Source organism: Shewanella sp. SACH (genome assembly GCF_001887095.2).
Lineage (GTDB): Bacteria > Pseudomonadota > Gammaproteobacteria > Enterobacterales > Shewanellaceae > Shewanella > Shewanella baltica.
On record NZ_MPDG02000002.1, the window covers coordinates 253,825 to 271,902 of the forward strand.

Genomic DNA, 18,078 nt, shown 5'->3' on the forward strand with positions numbered 1-18,078 from the left:
TTTGTTATAAACTCAAACTGTTAAAGCGTTAAAGCACTAGTGCGTTAGTGCATCAGATAGAGCGTCGCTAATCCGAGGAAGGCGAATAGACCAACTACGTCAGTGACAGTGGTGAGCACCATGCCGCCAGCGAGGGCGGGATCGATTTTAAGGCGTTTTAAAATCAATGGAATACTCGCACCTGCAAGCCCAGCAACTGTCATGTTGATCAGCATGGCGCTGCCAATTAATCCTGCGAGAGCCATATCATCCTTCCACAGCAACACGGCAATAAAGACTAAAATCGACCACATTAAGCCATTGAGAAAGCCAATCGATAATTCTTTACCAATAAGCCAACGGGCGTTGCTTTGGCCTATGTGGCCTAAGGCAATACCGCGGATCACGAGCGCTAAGGTTTGATTACCAGCCACACCGCCCATGCTAGGGACAATTGTCATCAAGATGGCTATTGTGGCAAATTGCTCGATAGTGCCTTCAAACATATTACTAACTGAGGAGGCGAGCAGTGCCGCGAACAAGTTAATCGTGAGCCAGAGTGAGCGACGTAGGGTACTTTTTAGCACTGGGCCAAAAGTATCCTCGTCATCGTCCATCCCCGCCATCCCCATCATGGAATGTTCGGCATCTTCGCGGATAACATCGACCACGTCATCGATTGTTATTCGTCCTAGCAGCTTGCCATCGCTATCAACAACGGGAGCTGATACCCAGTCATTGCGTTCGAATTTCTGCGCCACTTCACTGTCGGACATGCTCACAGGAATACTTTGGATATCGGGGTCCATGATGTTGCGAATTGTGGTGCTTGGCGCGCAAGTCAGTAGATCTGCCAGCCTGACACCGCCGAGCACTTTGTCCTGTTTATCGACGACATATAAGGTATCTGTGGTGTCTGGCAGGTTGCCCCTTTGGCGAAGATAGCGCAGCACCACATCGATATTTACATCGGGTCTTAAGGTGACGGTATCTGTGTTCATCAAGCTGCCGGCGGTCTCATCGGGATAGGATAAGGCCTGTTCTACCCGCTGGCGGTTTTGTTCTGTCATCGACTGCAGCACTTGCTTGTAAACGGCATCGGGAAGACTACGCAGAATATAGGCCAGATCATCGGTGTCCATGCTCGCCGTCGCTTTCGCAACTCGCTCAGGACTCATGCTGCGGATCAGCGGATCTTTGAGTTCTTCGCTTAACTCGTCGAGTATGTCGCCTATTTGTTCCTGATCGATAAGCTGCCACAGCACTTGTCTGGCGCTGGGTGGTGAGGATTCTAAGATCAGCGCGATATCTGAGGCGGCCATTTTTTGCAGCATGTTACGCACGTGCACAAACATGCCACTGCTAAGCGCTTGGTTTAACTGGTCGAGACTATGTCCGGTGTGATCGTTTTCTGAATTATCTACGGGCATTTGTCCTCCATAGTTGTCCGCCACTGTGCGGCAAATTGGTTCGAGAGTGCGCTGCTTGGCGCAGGGCTGAGACTTAGCGGTGACTTCGCGATAACTATGCTTCAGTCACAGATAGAGCGCTCTGGCATAGGTCATGCGTTTTACGCATAGATTAAGGCGGCTAAAACTAAGATGAGTCAGCGGTAATGCTCGCTAGTGTAATCGCCTATGGTTCGTGTCGTCGAGCGACAAATGTGTCGCCAAGCTTTTGAAACGAGATGTGAACTGCACAAATAAGCAGTGCTAAGTGTGAGGTGTACTAATCTGAGTGCCTGTGTGGAACGCTGAGTATGAAATCAAACTAACAGGCTTCGTCAAACTTAGCGTCGATTAAGGCACAAATGGCATCCAGAGCTGGCTCAGCATCTGGGCCTTCGGCGATAAGTTTAATGGTTTTACCCATGCCAGTCTCAAGCATCAATAAGCCGAGTACGCTGGCGGCGGATGCCTGTTTATCGCCTTGTATCAAGGTGATGGTCGCATCAAACTCGGATGCCAGTACCACCAACTTAGTGGCGGCACGGGCATGTAATCCCAGTTTGTTACAGATGGTGATCTGACGTTCAAGCTTTGGCATTATTCAGCTCTCGATGGCGGGCATAAACTTTATGTTTACCGTTACTAAAGCGTTTAGCCAATTGCTCTGCGACGTAAACCGATCTGTGTTGCCCACCCGTGCAGCCAATCGCCACAGTTAAATAACTGCGATTGTTGCGCTCGAGATGTGGCAGCCAAGTTTCCAGTAAATTTTCGATTTGCCAGATGAACTTATTCACGAGTGGTTGACGATTTAAGAACTCAGCCACGGGCTCATCTAAGCCTGTCAATGGACGCAGCGCCAGTTCCCAGTGTGGGTTAGGCAGGAAGCGCACATCGAACATAAAGTCGGCTTCGGTTGGCATACCGTGCTTAAAGCCAAAGGACTCGAAGTTAATCACTAACTCTTTATCGACGCTGCCGAGCAGAATTTGTCTCACTTGATCGCTTAAATCATAGATATTCAAATTTGACGTATCTATGTAGTGATCGACCAGTTTTGACATAGGCTCGAGCAGTTTCCCTTCCAGCTTTATCGCTTCTTGCAAAGAGACTTGGCTCTTCGACAAAGGATGCAAACGGCGGGTCTCGCTGTAACGCTTAAGCAGAATTTTATCGCTGGAATTGAGGAAGAAGCTGGTTAACTCAGTATCAGGAGGCAGGCTCGCGAGTTGCTTCACTAAGACTTTATCCTGCTCAGGCATGTTACGCACGTCGACACTGATGGCGACGAGATCGTTACTGCCTTTGAGTTGCTCAAGCAAAGTGCCGATTAAGGGCAAGGGAAGGTTATCGACACAATAATAGCCGAGATCTTCGAGTACCCTTAGGGCGACAGATTTGCCTGAGCCTGAGCGGCCCGACACTATGACCAGTTTCATCCAGTGATTACCTGATAGAGTTCCGTTTCATCATGCGTCTTGCGTAATTGCTTTAATATTTGCTTGTCGCTCAGCTTTTCGGCCATGCAAGACAAGGTACTTAAGTGCTGCTGACATTGGTCTGCAGGCACCAGTAGTGCAAATAAAATATCAACAGGTTGCTTATCGATAGCATCGAATGCTATCGGCTCTTCACACTTAATGAGTATGGCAATGGGCTGATCTATATCGGCTAGTCGACCATGTGGAATGGCGATGCCGTTACCTATACCTGTGCTCCCCATCTTTTCGCGCGCCACTAGGCTTTCGAATATCTCTTGAGATGAGAGGGTCGGGTACTGGGCAGCGACTAAGTCGCTGATGAGTTCCAGTACCTTTTTCTTGCTGCCCGGAGTGGCGCAGGTAGTGCACTCCGGCCGCAGTATGGTACAAAGTTCCATTATTAGTGTTTTGTTAACTTCTCTTTGTGTTTAATAACCTGACGATCAAGCTTGTCAATCAGGGCGTCTATAGCGGCATACATGTCAGCATGCTCTGAAGTAGCAAAAACTTCACCACCGATAAGATTTATTCTCGCTTCGGCAATCTGTTGCATTTTCTCGACATTGAGCACAACGTGCACATTATTGATCTGTTCGAAATGGCGTTCAAGTTTTGAAAACTTTTCTTCTACATATGCGCGTAACGATTCGGTAATTTCGACATGGTGTCCACTCAGGTTTATTTGCATAGAAACGTCCTCCGATATCCACTGTAGGTTATAAACTTTTACGCTGATTAGAAGGCGGAATGAGCATAGCCTCTCGGTACTTCGCAATGGTTCTGCGGGCTACGTTGATCCCTTGTTCTGCCAGAAGCTGTGCCATCTTACTGTCGCTTAATGGTTTTTTCTGGTTTTCCGCTGCAACCAGTTTCTTAATGAAGGCTCTGATTGCTGTGGATGAGCACTCCCCACCATCGTCAGTACCGACGTGGCTAGAGAAGAAGTATTTTAGTTCAAAAAGTCCCTTAGGGGTATGCATGTATTTCTGTGTCGTCACCCTTGAGATGGTCGACTCATGCATTTCTACCGCTTCGGCAATATCGTTAAGCACCATAGGTTTCATGGCTTCTTCACCGTATTCAAAGAAACCTTGCTGATATTGGACGATACAGTTCGCCACCTTCAACAGGGTATCATTACGGCTCTCTAAACTCTTGATAAACCATTTAGCCTCTTGCAGATGACCACGAATAAATTGGCTATCGGCTTGGCTTTTAGTGCTGCGCGCCATCGAGGCATAATGTTGGTTTACATTGATTTTTGGCATGCAGTCAGGATTCAGCTCAACCACCCAGCGGCCATTTTTCTTCGACACTGACACATCTGGGATGACGTATTCGTCATCGTTGGGCGTAATCAATAAACCTGGGCGGGGATTGAGAGTTTGGATAAGCGCGATGCCGTCTCTTAATTCATCCTCTTTTAATTTAGTCTTACGCATCAACAATCTAAAATCGCGGGCGGCGATCAGATCTAAATGATCTTTGATCAGCATGCGGGCGTTTTCTAGGTTGGGCGTGTCAGCGGCAAAATGCGACAGTTGGATCAACAGGCACTCGCTTAAATCGCGGGCGGCAACACCAATGGGATCAAAATGTTGAATGCGCTTTAGTACGGCTTCGACTTCGTCGAGCTCAACCTCAGAATTGCCCATGGCTTCGAGGATTTCGTCAGTGCTTTGGGTGAGATAGCCTTGATCGTCGATGGCATCAATAATAGCGGTGGCAATGGCTAAATCGGTTTCAGAAAACGGTGTGAGGTTTTTTTGCCATTCTAAGTGTTCATACAAGCCTTCACTGGTCTCACCTTGGAAGGGCATATCATCTTCACGACTGCCGCCGGGGCCAGAATTAGGGGAGGCGGTGAACACTTCATCCCACGTGGTGTCCATGGGCAGTTCGTCGGGCATGGATTCTTTGGTTAAGGACTCTGCCGTGTCTATGGTGGAGCTGTCTTTTTCTGGCGGCAGGGTGCTAGATTCACTGAAATCCGTATCGGATAGCGTTTGGTTTACAGGGTCTTTAGTGGCGTCGAATTGATCCTCTTCCAGCTCGAGAAGGGGATTAGAATCTAAGGCTTGCTGGATCTCTTGCTGCAGTTCTAATGACGACAGTTGCAACAGACGGATGGCCTGTTGTAATTGTGGCGTCATGGTTAACTGTTGACCCAGTTTGAGCTGGAGTGACGCTTTCATGTTACCGCTGATCCCTACGTTATTATTGTTGGATGAGGTCGCTTGTTATCATCTTGAGTGGAGTCCAATGGTGGCATAAATTGCCTGCATTGGCTCCGCTTGATTAACTATAGCCTGAATTGTTCACCTAAGTACACAGCCCTAACTTGCTGATTGTCTAAGATCTCTGCGGGTGTTCCTTCGGCAATCAAGTTTCCGTGACTCACGATATAGGCATGTTCACACACATCTAATGTCTCACGGACATTGTGGTCTGTGATCAACACGCCAAGGCCACGACTTTTGAGCTGTTCGATAATCTTTTTAATGTCGATAACTGAAATCGGATCGACACCAGCAAAGGGTTCATCGAGCAAAATGAACTTAGGATTTGCTGCTAACGCCCGCGCAATTTCGACACGGCGACGTTCACCCCCCGACAATGACATGCCTTGGCTGTCACGGATATGGGTGATGTGGAACTCTTCAAGCAGATGCTCTAGCTCTTCTTCCCTTTGCTCTTTTTTTAATTCTTTGCGCGTTTGCAGCACGGCCATGATGTTGTCATGGACGGTCAGTTTACGGAAGATACTGGCTTCCTGTGGCAAGTAACCTATGCCTTTGCGGGCGCGCAGGTGCATAGGATCTGCGGTTAAATCATCATCGTCGATAAAGATGTGGCCTTTATCGCTTTTAACCAGACCGACGACCATGTAAAAGGTGGTGGTTTTACCCGCGCCGTTCGGGCCGAGTAGGCCAACGACTTGACCGGTTTTGACCGTCAGACTGACGTCTTTAACCACTTGGCGACTCTTGTAACTCTTCGCCAGATTTTGTGCTCTTAGGGTGATTTGGGTCATTTAGAGTCCTGCTTTTTCACAGGTTTATCTGCTGGCGCGTCTGGTTTGGCATCATCTTGATAGCTTTCTGGCTGAATAATCGTGATCACGCGATCGTCGCCACTGCCGGTACTCTCGGCAATCAATTTTTGCTGGATGATGTTGTAGCGGATCAAATTACCCGTCACTTGGCTGCCCGCTTGATCTAACGAGGCTAAACCTTTAAGTGTCAGGGTGCGGCTCGCCATATCGTAACGAATTTCTTTCGCGCTCGCTGAGGCTGGACGGCCATCGTCTAACACTTGGCTGTACGTCGCAGGGTTACCTGTGGCCACTAAAATTTTGCTATTTTCACCTTCGGCAGAAAATGCACGCAGTTGATCTGCATGGATTTTAATCGAACCTTGGGTGACTTCAACCGGACCAAAGAAGATGATCTGGTTGTTCTTGATATCTGCCGTTTGGCTCACAGCCTTGATTTTGACTTCCTGTTTCAGGTCGTCGACTTTAGCAAAGGCGCTCATGCTCATTATTAGCATTAGGCTGGCAAGTAATACGTTATTTTGCTTCATATGTTCCTACTACCTGACTGGTCAATTGCACTTCTTGCGCGTTGAGGTCGGCATAAAGGCCTTGGCCTTGAATATTAAAATCTTTCCCTGTGACGTAAATGGTGCGGTCAGAGGTCATTATCATCGTATTGAGATCGAGTTCCAGATAACTGGTGGACAAGGTCTGGATCGGTTCTTCTGGGCTAATGGCATCAATAATAACATTGTTTTCTAATACAACCTTGCCCGTTTCCTTGTTTAGCTTGCCCTGATCTGCTCTGAGTTGCCATTGTGCTTTACCTTGGTCTGGATAAACAAGATAAACAGGTTGAGTAAAGTAAGTTTGATTCGTTGAATCATAATGTTCCATGTGTTTCGCCGTCACACGGCTATTGACTAGCCCTTGTTCGTTGAACTCAACACTGCGCAGATCTTCAACGATGAAATCTGGGGTATTTTGATCTTTTACTCTGTTATCGGTATCACCGCTGTGTTTGTTCTGCACTTGCCAATAAAGCACTAATGCCGTTCCAAAAAAAGCGATAATCGCGAGTGTCACACGACTCATATACTCATTCCATGGGCCGAAGTGAATTTATTTTGACTGAGTAGCAATAGATCTGTGAGTTCACGCAAGGCACCGTGGCCGCCATTGAGCGTAGTCACAAAGTGGGCGTGCTGACGAACATAGGGATGACCATCGGCTACGCTGACTGCTAAACCGACGACATTCATTACTGGCAGATCGACAATATCATCACCGATATAAGCCACTTCTTCTGGGGTAACACCATAGAGTGCGAGCAATGCTTCATAGGGCTCGAACTTATTGTCTACGCCTTGGTAGATATGAGTTACGCCAAGCGCCGTCATACGGTTTTCAACGATTTTGGATTGACGTCCAGTGATCACCGCAAGATTAAAACCGCTGGTGAGTATCGAGCGCACGCCATAGCCGTCGCGAGTGTGGAAGGCTTTTAGCTCTTCGCCGCTATTGCTTAGGTAAATACGACCATCGGAAAACACCCCGTCGACGTCACAGATCAACAGTTTAATCTTTTGCGCGCGTTGCCACACATCATCACTGATTGGGCCGTAAAATCCTTGCTGTGGCATTAAATGACTCCTGCTTTAACCATGTCTAGCATGTTAAGAGCGCCGATTGGATGGCGGTCTTTATCGATAACAATTAATCCGTTGATGTTTTTTGAGTCCATCACTTGCAGCGCTTGGGCCGCCAACACACCGTCTGTGATGGTCACGCAGTTACGGGTCATCACATCGGCGATGGGCGTAGTACGTAGATTCACTTCGGCATCGATAACGCGGCGTAAATCACCATCGGTGAAGATACCAACCAGCTTGCGCTGATCATCGATAATCGCCGTCATGCCTAAGCCTTTTTTGGAAATTTCGTACAGGGCTTCTGTGATGCAAATATCGTGGTTAACGAGCGGTAAGTCATCACCGCTATGCATGACATCGCAGACTTTTAACAATAACTTACGCCCTAAAGCACCGCCAGGATGGGACATAGCAAAGTCATCACGGGTAAAGCCTTTTGCCTGCAGTAGCGCAATGGCAATGGCATCGCCCATCACTAAGGTCGCGGTAGTGCTTGATGTTGGCGCGAGTCCAAGTGGGCAAGCTTCTTCTGGGACTTCAATACATAAATGTACTTTAGATAAGCGCGCCATGTTCGATTCGGGTTTACCTGTTACCGCGATAACTGGCACGCCCATACGTTGGATGACGGGCATTAAGGTGAGGATTTCGCTCGACTCACCAGAATTAGAAATCGCTAAAATCACATCGTTATCGGCTAATACACCGAGATCGCCGTGGCTGGCTTCACCCGGATGCACAAAAAATGCGGGCGTTCCTGTGCTGGCGAGGGTGGCAGAAATCTTATTGCCGATATGGCCCGACTTGCCCATTCCCATGACAATCACTTTGCCTGTGCAGTTAAGGATCAACTCGCAAGCTTCTGCAAATTCAGCCGAATCAACATATTGATAAAGATTGTCTAGGGCTGACTTTTCAATGTCGATAACTTTACAGCCCCATTGGCGCAGTTGTGATTTGTCTACCATGTCTATCTCTCTTTTTGCATTGTCTTTGTCGCCCCATTGATGGGATTGGAATAGCACAATTTGGTACGCGATAAAGATGATATGTAATAGGCTTTCTGCCAAGTTTTAGTTTGTTTTCAGACGATTTAGCTTATGTCTTGTTGTGGTGAATTCCCTAAAGCAACAAAACAATTGCGGCAGGCTAGAGCGATTGATCCGACTCGTCAAGTTCAGCTGCGGTAGCTATTCATGCACAATAACCTGTTTCGCGGCCGAAGGTCTTGAGCAATATCATCGTCTTTGTCGTTTATTTCAATGCATTTATCCCGTATCGCGGCGGGTATTACCGCACGGGATGCCTCTATTTCACACTCGTATATCGACTCATTGCACCTAAAATTGGACGAAGAGCGAGCTAAGTGCGAACGAATTAGCCAATATCGCCAATTCTGCAACTAGGTTGAAAACATTAAGTAACATTTTACCTGTGCAGAGTGAAAACTTAGGGCGCATTTTCGCTGTAAATGAGGCAAATTGAAAGTATCGCAGGGCGATAGTGTCGATTCGGTTGTAGGTTAAAGCGCAATTACGTACAATTTGCGGCTCTTCGATTGGTCAGTCTAGGAATACTAGGATCACCTCTTTTGCAAATGTCGGAATCAAGCATGACTCAAGAACAAACGCCGTTGGTTGAGATCCGTAATTTGGGTTTTAGCCGCGGTCAGCGTGTGATATATGAAGATATTAGCCTGTCCATTCCAAGGGGCAAAGTGACGGCGATCATGGGGCCGAGCGGCATAGGCAAAACGACCCTGTTAAAGTTGATCGGCGGCCAATTAACGCCTGACCACGGACAAGTGCTATTTGATGGCCACGATATCCATGGTGTGAGTCGCAATGAATTATTTAGTCTGCGTAAGCGGATGAGCATGTTGTTTCAAAGCGGTGCGCTGTTTACTGACATCAATGTGTTCGATAACGTGGCGTTTGCGCTGCGCGAACATTCTGGTCTGCCAGAAGACATTATTCGCACTATCGTGCTGATGAAGCTCGAAGCCGTAGGTTTACGTGGTGCCGCCCAGATGATGCCAAGTGAGTTATCCGGTGGTATGCAACGCCGCGCGGCATTGGCTAGAGCCATCGCGCTTGAGCCTGAAATGGTGATGTACGATGAACCTTTTGCCGGCCAAGATCCTATCTCTATGGGCGTGTTAGTGAAGCTGATCCGTGAGTTATCCGATGCGCTGAATCTGACCTCTATTGTGGTGTCCCACGATGTGGATGAAGTCCTCGGTATTGCCGATTATGTCTATGTGGTGGCCGACAAAAAAGTTATCGCCCACGGCACACCAGAGGAATTGAAGTACGCCGACAATCCACAGCTAAAACAGTTTATTCAAGGCGCACCGGATGGCCCTGTACCATTCCATTATCCGGCGAATGATTACCAACAAGAATTAATGGCAAAAGGAGTTGGCAAGTGAAGTTAATAGACAGTATTGCCGACTTGGGCCGTAGCGCGATTGAGTTAGTGCTCGGTTTTGGCCGCGCAGGGCTCATGTTGTGGGGGGCGATTTTTCGCTGGCCACGGGTGCGCAAAGGCTTTCCATTATTAGTACGCCAGATTTATGTGGTCGGCGTGCAATCTATGGTGATTATTTTAGTCTCAGGGCTTTTTATCGGTATGGTGTTGGCGCTGCAAGGCTACAACATCTTAGTTGGTTTTGGCACCGAAGAAAGCTTAGGCCCTATGGTGGCGCTCAGTTTACTGCGTGAGTTAGGGCCCGTGGTTACCGCACTTTTGTTTGCGGGACGTGCGGGTTCAGCCTTAACCGCTGAAATTGGTTTAATGAAAAGTACTGAGCAGCTATCGAGTTTAGAGATGATGGCTATCGACCCATTAAGGCAGATTATTGCACCGCGCTTTTGGGCTGGGGTGATCAGTATGCCATTGCTGGCGTTAATGTTTACCGCTGTGGGTATTTACGGTGGTCACATAGTCGGCGTGGAATGGAAGGGAATCGACAGCGGGGCGTTTTGGTCGATTCTGCAGGCGTCGGTCGAATGGCGTCAGGACATAGTTAACTGCTTGATCAAGAGTGGTGTGTTTGCCGTAGTGGTGACTTGGATTGCGTTGTATCGCGGTTATCAAGTGATCCCAAATCCGGAAGGCATCAGCCGTGCAACGACTCAGACAGTGGTTCAGTCGAGCCTCGCTGTATTGGCATTAGATTTTTTACTGACAGCCCTGATGTTTGGCCGCTAACGGAACACTGCGGATTTCGACACAGGTAAGATGGATTAACAGAGTGGTAGCTGAACATGTTGACACGAAAAATTGAATTATTAGTGGGTGTGTTTCTTTTAACGGGATTGGCCGCTTTTTTGGTCTTGGTCTTTAACGTCGCCAATATTGAAGTTAAAAGCAGCGATAGCACTTATACCATAAAAGCCAATTTCACCAATATTGGTGGCTTGAAGGTACGTTCGCCCGTTAAGGTCGGCGGTGTTGTGGTTGGCCGCGTCAGTGGCATTGATTTAGATCCCGTTAAGTTAGTGGCTGTGGTCACCTTAGTGATGGATAAGCGTTACGATAAATTCCCAGAAACCAGTAGTTTAGCAATTTTGACTTCGGGTTTATTGGGCGAGCAATTCTTAGGGTTAACACCGGGTTTTGTCGACGATGATGTCAGTATGCTTAAAGATGGCGATAAGATTGATGACACGCGTTCAGCATTAGTGTTGGAGGAACTGATTGGTCAGTTCTTATATAGTATGGGTTCGAAGGATAAATAGGGGTTACCGCTATGTTTAAAAACTTATCTCGTTTTTTACTGCCGTTAGTGATGGTTTTAGGGGCAACGAGCGCTGTTGCCGCCGATGTGGTGGTCGACACTATGGACCCGTATGCCATGGTGAAAGCCGTTGCTAATAAAACCTTCGATCGTTTTCATAAAGATAAAGCGTTAATCGATGCTGACTCAGATCATTTAAAGGTGATCGTTCGTGAAGAACTAATGCCTTATGTCGATTATAAATACGCATCTTACAAAGTCTTAGGCCAATATCTTAAGGATTCAACCGAAGATCAGCGTAATCGTTTCGTCGATGCCTTTGAAGGTTATTTAGTGTCGACTTATGCCCAAGCTTTTACTGAATATACCAATCAAAAAGTGGAATTTTCACCTGGGGTTGATTTCAGCAAAGAGAAAATGGTGGATGTGAACGTGCAGATCATCGAAGCCGGCCGTCCGCCAATCAAACTGCTGTTTAAGGCACGCCGTTTGAAAGATGACTCATGGAAGGCATTCGACTTAGTTGCCGAAGGTGTGAGCTTACTGTCTTCTAAGCAGTCTGAAATCTCGAATCTGATTCGCCAGCAGGGTATTGATCCTGTGATTAAGATGCTCGAAGATCGTACCAAAGAAAAAGTGACCATCAAGGCTAAATCAGGGAAGTCGCAGTCGTGATTGAATTTGTGCAACAGGGCACAGTTTGTCATATCAAAGGGCGCATAACCCAAGCCGATGTCATTACTCTTTGGCCACAGCGGCAACAACTGCTGGGCGAGTCTACTCAGATATTGTCTTTATCTGGGCTCGAATACAGTGATAGCGCTGGCATGGCATTTTTGCTGGCGTTAGTGCGTGAACATGGCAGCCAACTTGAATTGAGTTCTGCCTCACCACAACTTAAAAAACTCATCGATTTATATGATTTACATGCCTTCTTTACCGAAGAAGCGCATTGAGAATAGGGTAATAGATTTCATGGAATGCAGCTTAATCGAACAGATTTTACGTGATGCGTTAGGGCTTGAAGAAGTTCACGCTAGCTCGGATGGTAGCCATTATAAAGTGATCGCCGTAGGCGAATGCTTCGATGGTATGAGCCGAGTCAAACAGCAACAAGCCATTTATGCACCGTTGACAGCACACATTGCCAGCGGTGAATTACATGCATTAACGATCAAAACTTTCACGCCGACTCAATGGAAACGCGAAAAAGTTTTCAACATGCCTAGCTAGTGAGGAAAAGTGGATAAACTAACAATTCAGGCAAGCCCCCCGCTTGCCGGTGATGTGATCATTTCAGGTGCTAAAAATGCGGCTCTGCCTATTCTGATGGCAGGCGTATTGGCCGAAACCGATTTTGTGGTTTCTAACGTGCCGAATCTTCGCGATGTGACTACTAGCTGTAAATTATTACGCTGCCTCGGTGCTGAAGTGACTGAGCTTGGCGACGGACAGATCCGCATTTCAACCACTAATCTGAATGAGTTTTGCGCTCCCTACGATCTCGTGAAAACCATGCGCGCGTCTATCTTGATCTTAGGGCCGTTATTGGCGCGTTATGGTACCGCAGACGTGTCATTGCCAGGCGGCTGCGCCATTGGCGCAAGACCGGTGAACTTACACTTACATGGCCTCGAAATGATGGGTGCCAAGATTGAAGTGAAAGAAGGCTATATTAAAGCCCGTGTTGATGGTCGTCTTAAGGGCGCACACATTTTCATGGACATGGTGAGTGTCGGCGCAACCGAAAACTTACTGATGGCTGCGGCGTTGGCCGATGGCGAAACCGTGATTGAAAACGCGGCGCGCGAACCTGAAGTGATCGATTTGGCCAATTGCTTGATTGCCATGGGCGCAAAAATCACCGGCGTAGGCAGTGCAACCTTGCGTATTCAAGGGGTTGAGCGTTTACAGGGCTGTAATTACCGCGTGATGCCAGACCGTATCGAAACCGGTTCATTCTTGGTTGCTGCTGCGGTAACTCGTGGCCGTATTCGTTGCCTAAAAGCCGATCCTGCATCACTTGAGTCAGTTATCGCTAAGCTTGAAGATGCGGGCGCTAAGATTACGACGGGCGAAGATTGGATTGAGCTTGATATGCAAGGTAAGCGTCCAAAGGCGGTCAATATCAAGACGGCACCTTATCCCGGTTTCCCAACGGATATGCAGGCGCAGTTCTGTGTGCTTAATGCCTTAGCGCAAGGTACGGCCACCATTACCGAGACCATCTTCGAAAACCGCTTTATGCACGTGCCAGAGCTTATTCGTATGGGCGCAACCATGGAGCTTGAAGGTAATACCTGCATTATCCAAGGGATTGAATCCTTAAGTGGTGCGCAGGTGATGGCGACGGATTTACGTGCGTCAGCGAGTCTAGTGATTGCGGGCTTAGTGGCCGATGGCAAGACGATTGTCGATCGTATCTATCACTTAGACCGTGGTTACGAGCACATTGAGAATAAATTCCAAGGTTTAGGCGCGCAGGTTGTACGTACTCAGTAACGAGTTATTGAGTTAGGGCTGAGAGATTAAAATCTCGACCCAATAAAAAACCAGCTTAAAAGCTGGTTTTTTGTTGTCTGCGTTTTAGTGCGCTACGCAATGAGGGGCGCCACTCTAGTTATCGACCACAACCTTTTCATCGATAATCACAGGTAACTCCTGTTGTTTACCTTGGCGTATCACAGTCATCATCACTTTCTTACCCGGTGTGGTTTCAGCGATGCGGTCCATCAGCATTTCAACACCTGGCACATCTTCACCATCGTATTTAATAATCACATCCCTTGGCATTAAGAGGGCTCGCGCCGCAGGGCCATTAGGATCGACACCTGTAACTAGCACACCTTTTAGGTCGGGTAGATTAAGGATCTGCGCCACCACAGGGTTAATTGGCTCGCCAGAAATCCCTAAGGCACCACGGATCACGCGGCCATTCTTAATCAACTTACCCATAATGCTGTGGGCCAATTTAATCGGGATAGCGAAGTTAATCCCATGGCCGCCGCCTTCTTCACCCACTTGGAATGCTGCGGTATTAATACCGATAAGGCTGCCGTTAGTGTCAATGAGCGCGCCGCCAGAGTTACCGGCATTAATCGCCGCATCGGTTTGCAAAAAGTCTAAGTAACCAGAACTTAAGCCGTTACGACCTGTGGCACTTATGATGCCTTGGGTAATGGTTTGGCCTAAATTGTAGGGATTACCAATGGCGAGTACGACATCACCAACTTGAGGCGGACTGTCGAGGTTAACGGGGACTATCGGTAAGTTATCGCCTTCAATCTTGAGTACCGATAAATCGGTTTCTGGATCGAAGCCAACCACTTCAGAGGTAAATTTGCGTCCATCTTGCAGGGCGACAACAATTTCATCGGCCTTTTTAATGACATGATAATTAGTAAGAATATAGCCTTCTTTGCTCATTATCACCCCAGAACCTAGGCCCTGTAGCGAACCCGAGTTAAGTGGGCGGTTCTGATCTATGCTGAGGCTATAAATGTTAACAACGGCAGGGGCTGCGCGGCGGACCGCCTTGGCAAAGGAGAGCTCGACTGTGTTGTTGGCCCGGGTTTGAAGCAGGCTATTACCGAGGGATTGGTTATCGAAATAACGGGTTACCAATAAAAACATGGCCGCCATGATAAGACCGAAAAGGGTGGCTTTACCGAGATATAATAGTGTGTCTTTTATCGTCATGGCAGGATGGATCTTGAAAAAGGTGAGTTAGATTAACATGTTTAATCTATGTAAGCATAGGGAACCTAAGCTCCCTATGCTTATGTGTGGCAGAAAAAATGGCCTATTTAGTCGATTAACGTAGGACTAAATACAACATGCTCTTATCACGCATGATCTTCAATGCCACCGCACCTTCTTGATCTTTTAGCTGTGCTTTAAGTGCCTTAAGATCTTTAATGGCAGTACGGTTAATACCGACAATCACATCTCCTTTTTGTAAGCCACTCATTGCCGCAGGTGAACCTTGGGCGACATCGGTAATTTCAATGCCCTTAGATGAGTTTTCTAAGGATGCACCTTGCAACATAGGATGCACGGCGCCAGCCGCAGATTCACTGGTTTGGCTTGCTTCACCTAAGGTCACCTTAACGGTTTTCTTATCACCGTCACGGATGAGTCCTAACTCAACCTTAGCACCCGCACCCATAGTGGCGACTTTGGCTCGCAGTTCTTGGAAGGACTTAATACCACGGCCATCGACGCTGATAATGATATCACCCGCTTTAATACCGGCTTTCTCGGCGGCACTGTCTTTGGCTACTTCATTCACGAAGCCGCCGTGCTGGGTGTCTAAACCAAAGCCTTGGGCGAGTTGGCTATCAAGATCGCGTCCCGAAATCCCCAGTACTCCGCGGCGTACTTCACCGTGTTCGGCAATTTGCGCGACCAAGTTTTTCACCATATTGGCTGGGATCGCAAAGCCGATACCAACGTTACCACCCCCCGGCGCTACGATTGCGGTGTTAATCCCAATCAATTCCCCGTTTAAGTTAACGAGTGCACCACCCGAGTTACCACTGTTAATCGCGGCATCGGTTTGAATAAAGTTTTCCAGCATTTCTATGCCTAAACCGCTACGGCCTAAAGCACTGACAATACCTGAAGTCACGGTTTGCCCTAAACCGAAGGGGTTACCAATGGCAACGGCAAAGTCACCAACACGCAAGTCGTCAGAGTTTGATGACTTGATTGCGACAAGATTTTTTGCCTCAATTTGCAGCAATGCAATATCCGATTCTGAGTCAGTACCAATGAGTTTGGCCTTTACTTCACGACCGTCATGTAGACCAACTTGAATATCATCAGCACCGTCAATCACGTGGTTGTTAGTGACTATGTAGCCTTTTTCGGCGTCAATAATAACGCCTGAGCCTAAGCCTCTAAAAGGACGTTCCTGCACTTGCTCCTGTGGCGCATTGGGGCCAAAGAAGTAACGGAAAACATCAGGTACTCTTTGTTTTGAAACATGAGTCCCCGTAACGGCTACGGACACAACAGCAGGTGTCGTACGCTCAAGCATGGGCGCAAGACTTGGAATGGATTGTCCCTCAACCGTCTGTGGAATGGCGGCCTGTGAGACGACAGGCATCATAGTCAGGGTCGCGGCTAACATTGCGGCTGAAAGTACAGATAATTTTGTTTTCATCTATTCATAACTCCAAATAAGGGTTGAACGATCTGGATGTAATGCATTAGCTATTGTGCGAGTGCCAGATCAAATCTGTATCGGTACCGGCTATTTGCCTAGGTAACCATTCGGACACGCACCTAATTGAAAAAGTTCATCATATTAACAAATGTTAATTTTTTTGAGCCTATTTTATCGGCTGTTTCATACTCGTTGCTGAGTGGAAAACTGTGGGCAAGATACTCATTTTTCAAGCCCTGATATCAGCAAATTTTGCCGATTAAAATGACCTACAGCATAGAGGTTTATTCGCCGCTTGTATGCTGTTTAGCGTTGAGGCAAAAGTCGTATTCAGCATTAATATATCCTGCGCCACATTGGCCGTGCTAATATCATCGCAGTTTTAATAAAGGACATAAGAGAATTAAAAAGTGCCTCAGTTAAGCCCTTGGCAGCATTATCAAAAAGATCTTACCCGTGACGGTTTTTCCCATGATCCGGCCCAAGAAATTGCGGTCAAAGCATTACAACGTGTCTATGAAGACTTAACGGCGGCGGAAGAGCCGAGTTCTGTCGTAGGGAAATTGTTTAGTGCATTGGGCTTAAAATCGGCGCCTGCTTCACCTAAAGGCCTGTATCTTTGGGGCGGTGTGGGTCGCGGTAAAACCTATCTGATGGATACTTTTTTTGATGCCTTGCCTGGCGATCAAAAGCTGCGGGCTCACTTCCATCGTTTCATGCATCAGCTACATTTAGATTTAGATGAGCTGAAAGGCGTGCGCGATCCCTTGCTGGTGATTGCGAAAAAGATGGCCGCGAAATATCGCGTTATCTGTTTTGATGAATTCTTTGTCTCCGATATTACCGATGCCATGTTGTTAGGTACGCTGTTTCAAGCGCTATTTAAAGAAGGCGTTGTGCTGGTCGCTACGTCTAACATCATCCCCGACGACTTATATAAAAATGGCTTACAGCGGGCACGTTTCTTACCCGCGATAGCCTTAATTAATCAACATTGTGAAGTACTCAATGTGGATTCTGGCATCGATTATCGACTACGTACCCTTGAGCAAGCGGAGATTTATCATCATCCGTTAGACGCACAAGCCGATGCCAATCTTATGCGTTATTTTAGCCAGTTAGCGCCTGAGTCAGAGGTGCTTACCGCCGACATCGAAATCGAAGGTCGTAGTATCAGTATTCGTCAGCAGGCGCAGGGCGTATTGTTGGCCGATTTTAGAGCGCTCTGTGATGGTCCGCGAAGTCAGCGTGACTACATGGAATTGGCGCGGATTTATCATACTGTACTGGTCAGCGGCATTGAGCAAATGGGCGCATTTTTGACCGGTGATGATATCGCCAGACGATTTTTAGCTATGGTCGATGAGTTTTACGAGCGCAATGTAAAGCTTATCGTATCGGCCCAAGTGCCACTCGAAGATATCTACGCCGATGGCTTGCTTAACTTCGAATTTAGACGTTGTCGCTCGCGTCTTATTGAGATGCAATCACACGATTATTTGAAAACAGAGCACCTGCCTTAACCCTGCGGCGCAAGAGTTTCGCTTTAACTCCCGTGTTAAATCACCA

The 18,078-nt window shown here is 47.5% G+C and carries 21 protein-coding genes; 8 read left to right on the top strand and 13 right to left on the bottom strand.

The window, feature by feature from the left end:
- Positions 1-44 precede the first annotated feature (44 nt).
- The 11 genes from mgtE to BM607_RS08950 all read right to left on the bottom strand — a co-directional run bounded on the left by mgtE (position 45) and on the right by BM607_RS08950 (position 8,565).
- Positions 45-1,409, bottom strand: coding sequence for a magnesium transporter (gene mgtE / locus BM607_RS08900; protein WP_063882291.1), 1,365 nt, complete (start codon positions 1,407-1,409; stop codon positions 45-47).
- Between the two features lie 340 nt (positions 1,410-1,749).
- Complete coding sequence (locus BM607_RS08905) at positions 1,750-2,025, bottom strand: HPr family phosphocarrier protein (RefSeq protein ID WP_006083073.1); 276 nt, start codon at positions 2,023-2,025, stop codon at positions 1,750-1,752.
- Complete coding sequence (rapZ, locus tag BM607_RS08910; protein WP_006083072.1) at positions 2,012-2,866, bottom strand: RNase adapter RapZ; 855 nt, start codon at positions 2,864-2,866, stop codon at positions 2,012-2,014. The genes BM607_RS08905 and rapZ overlap by 14 nt, the downstream gene beginning before the upstream one ends.
- Positions 2,863-3,306 (bottom strand): PTS IIA-like nitrogen regulatory protein PtsN, encoded by a 444-nt coding sequence (gene ptsN / locus BM607_RS08915; protein WP_006083071.1) that lies wholly within the window; start codon positions 3,304-3,306, stop codon positions 2,863-2,865. The genes rapZ and ptsN overlap by 4 nt, the downstream gene beginning before the upstream one ends.
- 2 nt (positions 3,307-3,308) lie before the next feature.
- On the bottom strand, positions 3,309-3,596 hold the full coding sequence (gene hpf / locus BM607_RS08920) for a ribosome hibernation promoting factor (protein WP_006083070.1): 288 nt from the start codon (positions 3,594-3,596) through the stop codon (positions 3,309-3,311).
- Between the two features lie 28 nt (positions 3,597-3,624).
- Positions 3,625-5,103, bottom strand: a complete 1,479-nt coding sequence (locus BM607_RS08925; protein WP_006083069.1) for an RNA polymerase factor sigma-54 — start codon at positions 5,101-5,103, stop codon at positions 3,625-3,627.
- 107 nt (positions 5,104-5,210) lie between these two features.
- On the bottom strand, positions 5,211-5,942 hold the full coding sequence (gene lptB, locus BM607_RS08930) for an LPS export ABC transporter ATP-binding protein (protein ID WP_006086073.1): 732 nt from the start codon (positions 5,940-5,942) through the stop codon (positions 5,211-5,213).
- On the bottom strand, positions 5,939-6,493 hold the full coding sequence (lptA, locus tag BM607_RS08935; RefSeq protein ID WP_006083067.1) for a lipopolysaccharide transport periplasmic protein LptA: 555 nt from the start codon (positions 6,491-6,493) through the stop codon (positions 5,939-5,941). Before lptA ends, lptB begins: the two co-directional genes overlap by 4 nt.
- Complete coding sequence (lptC, locus tag BM607_RS08940) at positions 6,480-7,040, bottom strand: LPS export ABC transporter periplasmic protein LptC (RefSeq protein WP_006083066.1); 561 nt, start codon at positions 7,038-7,040, stop codon at positions 6,480-6,482. Before lptC ends, lptA begins: the two co-directional genes overlap by 14 nt.
- Complete coding sequence (gene kdsC / locus BM607_RS08945; RefSeq protein WP_006083065.1) at positions 7,037-7,588, bottom strand: 3-deoxy-manno-octulosonate-8-phosphatase KdsC; 552 nt, start codon at positions 7,586-7,588, stop codon at positions 7,037-7,039. The genes lptC and kdsC overlap by 4 nt, the downstream gene beginning before the upstream one ends.
- Positions 7,588-8,565: a KpsF/GutQ family sugar-phosphate isomerase gene (locus tag BM607_RS08950; protein WP_006086070.1), complete on the bottom strand. Its 978-nt coding sequence runs from the start codon at positions 8,563-8,565 to the stop codon at positions 7,588-7,590. Before BM607_RS08950 ends, kdsC begins: the two co-directional genes overlap by 1 nt.
- Positions 8,566-9,209: 644 nt before the next feature.
- Between BM607_RS08950 and mlaF the strand changes: the two genes are divergently transcribed.
- The 7 genes from mlaF to murA are packed head-to-tail and all read left to right on the top strand — an operon-like array spanning position 9,210 to position 13,841.
- On the top strand, positions 9,210-10,028 hold the full coding sequence (gene mlaF, locus BM607_RS08955; RefSeq protein WP_063882287.1) for a phospholipid ABC transporter ATP-binding protein MlaF: 819 nt from the start codon (positions 9,210-9,212) through the stop codon (positions 10,026-10,028).
- Positions 10,025-10,810 carry a lipid asymmetry maintenance ABC transporter permease subunit MlaE gene (mlaE, locus tag BM607_RS08960; RefSeq protein WP_006083062.1) on the top strand — a complete coding sequence of 262 codons (786 nt, stop codon included), beginning with the start codon at positions 10,025-10,027 and terminating at the stop codon, positions 10,808-10,810. The genes mlaF and mlaE overlap by 4 nt, the downstream gene beginning before the upstream one ends.
- Before the next feature lie 56 nt (positions 10,811-10,866).
- Positions 10,867-11,340, top strand: coding sequence for an outer membrane lipid asymmetry maintenance protein MlaD (mlaD, locus tag BM607_RS08965; RefSeq protein WP_006083061.1), 474 nt, complete (start codon positions 10,867-10,869; stop codon positions 11,338-11,340).
- A gap of 11 nt (positions 11,341-11,351) precedes the next feature.
- Positions 11,352-12,014: an ABC transporter substrate-binding protein gene (locus tag BM607_RS08970; RefSeq protein ID WP_071938629.1), complete on the top strand. Its 663-nt coding sequence runs from the start codon at positions 11,352-11,354 to the stop codon at positions 12,012-12,014.
- Positions 12,011-12,295, top strand: a complete 285-nt coding sequence (locus tag BM607_RS08975) for an STAS domain-containing protein (RefSeq protein ID WP_071938628.1) — start codon at positions 12,011-12,013, stop codon at positions 12,293-12,295. The genes BM607_RS08970 and BM607_RS08975 overlap by 4 nt, the downstream gene beginning before the upstream one ends.
- Before the next feature lie 19 nt (positions 12,296-12,314).
- Positions 12,315-12,572 (top strand): BolA family protein, encoded by a 258-nt coding sequence (locus tag BM607_RS08980; RefSeq protein ID WP_006086065.1) that lies wholly within the window; start codon positions 12,315-12,317, stop codon positions 12,570-12,572.
- A gap of 9 nt (positions 12,573-12,581) precedes the next feature.
- Complete coding sequence (murA, locus tag BM607_RS08985; protein WP_006083057.1) at positions 12,582-13,841, top strand: UDP-N-acetylglucosamine 1-carboxyvinyltransferase; 1,260 nt, start codon at positions 12,582-12,584, stop codon at positions 13,839-13,841.
- A gap of 114 nt (positions 13,842-13,955) precedes the next feature.
- Here the strand turns inward: murA and degS are convergent, their stop codons facing one another.
- Positions 13,956-15,038, bottom strand: a complete 1,083-nt coding sequence (gene degS / locus BM607_RS08990) for an outer membrane-stress sensor serine endopeptidase DegS (protein ID WP_006083056.1) — start codon at positions 15,036-15,038, stop codon at positions 13,956-13,958.
- 115 nt (positions 15,039-15,153) lie between these two features.
- The gene (gene degQ, locus BM607_RS08995) at positions 15,154-16,506 is read right to left on the bottom strand and encodes a Do family serine endopeptidase DegQ (RefSeq protein WP_006083055.1); all 1,353 of its coding nucleotides are present in this window, start codon (positions 16,504-16,506) and stop codon (positions 15,154-15,156) included.
- A 413-nt stretch (positions 16,507-16,919) separates the two neighbouring features.
- On the opposite strand from degQ, the gene zapE reads away from it, so the two are divergent.
- On the top strand, positions 16,920-18,032 hold the full coding sequence (gene zapE, locus BM607_RS09000; protein WP_071938627.1) for a cell division protein ZapE: 1,113 nt from the start codon (positions 16,920-16,922) through the stop codon (positions 18,030-18,032).
- The last annotated feature ends 46 nt before the right edge of the window (positions 18,033-18,078 follow it).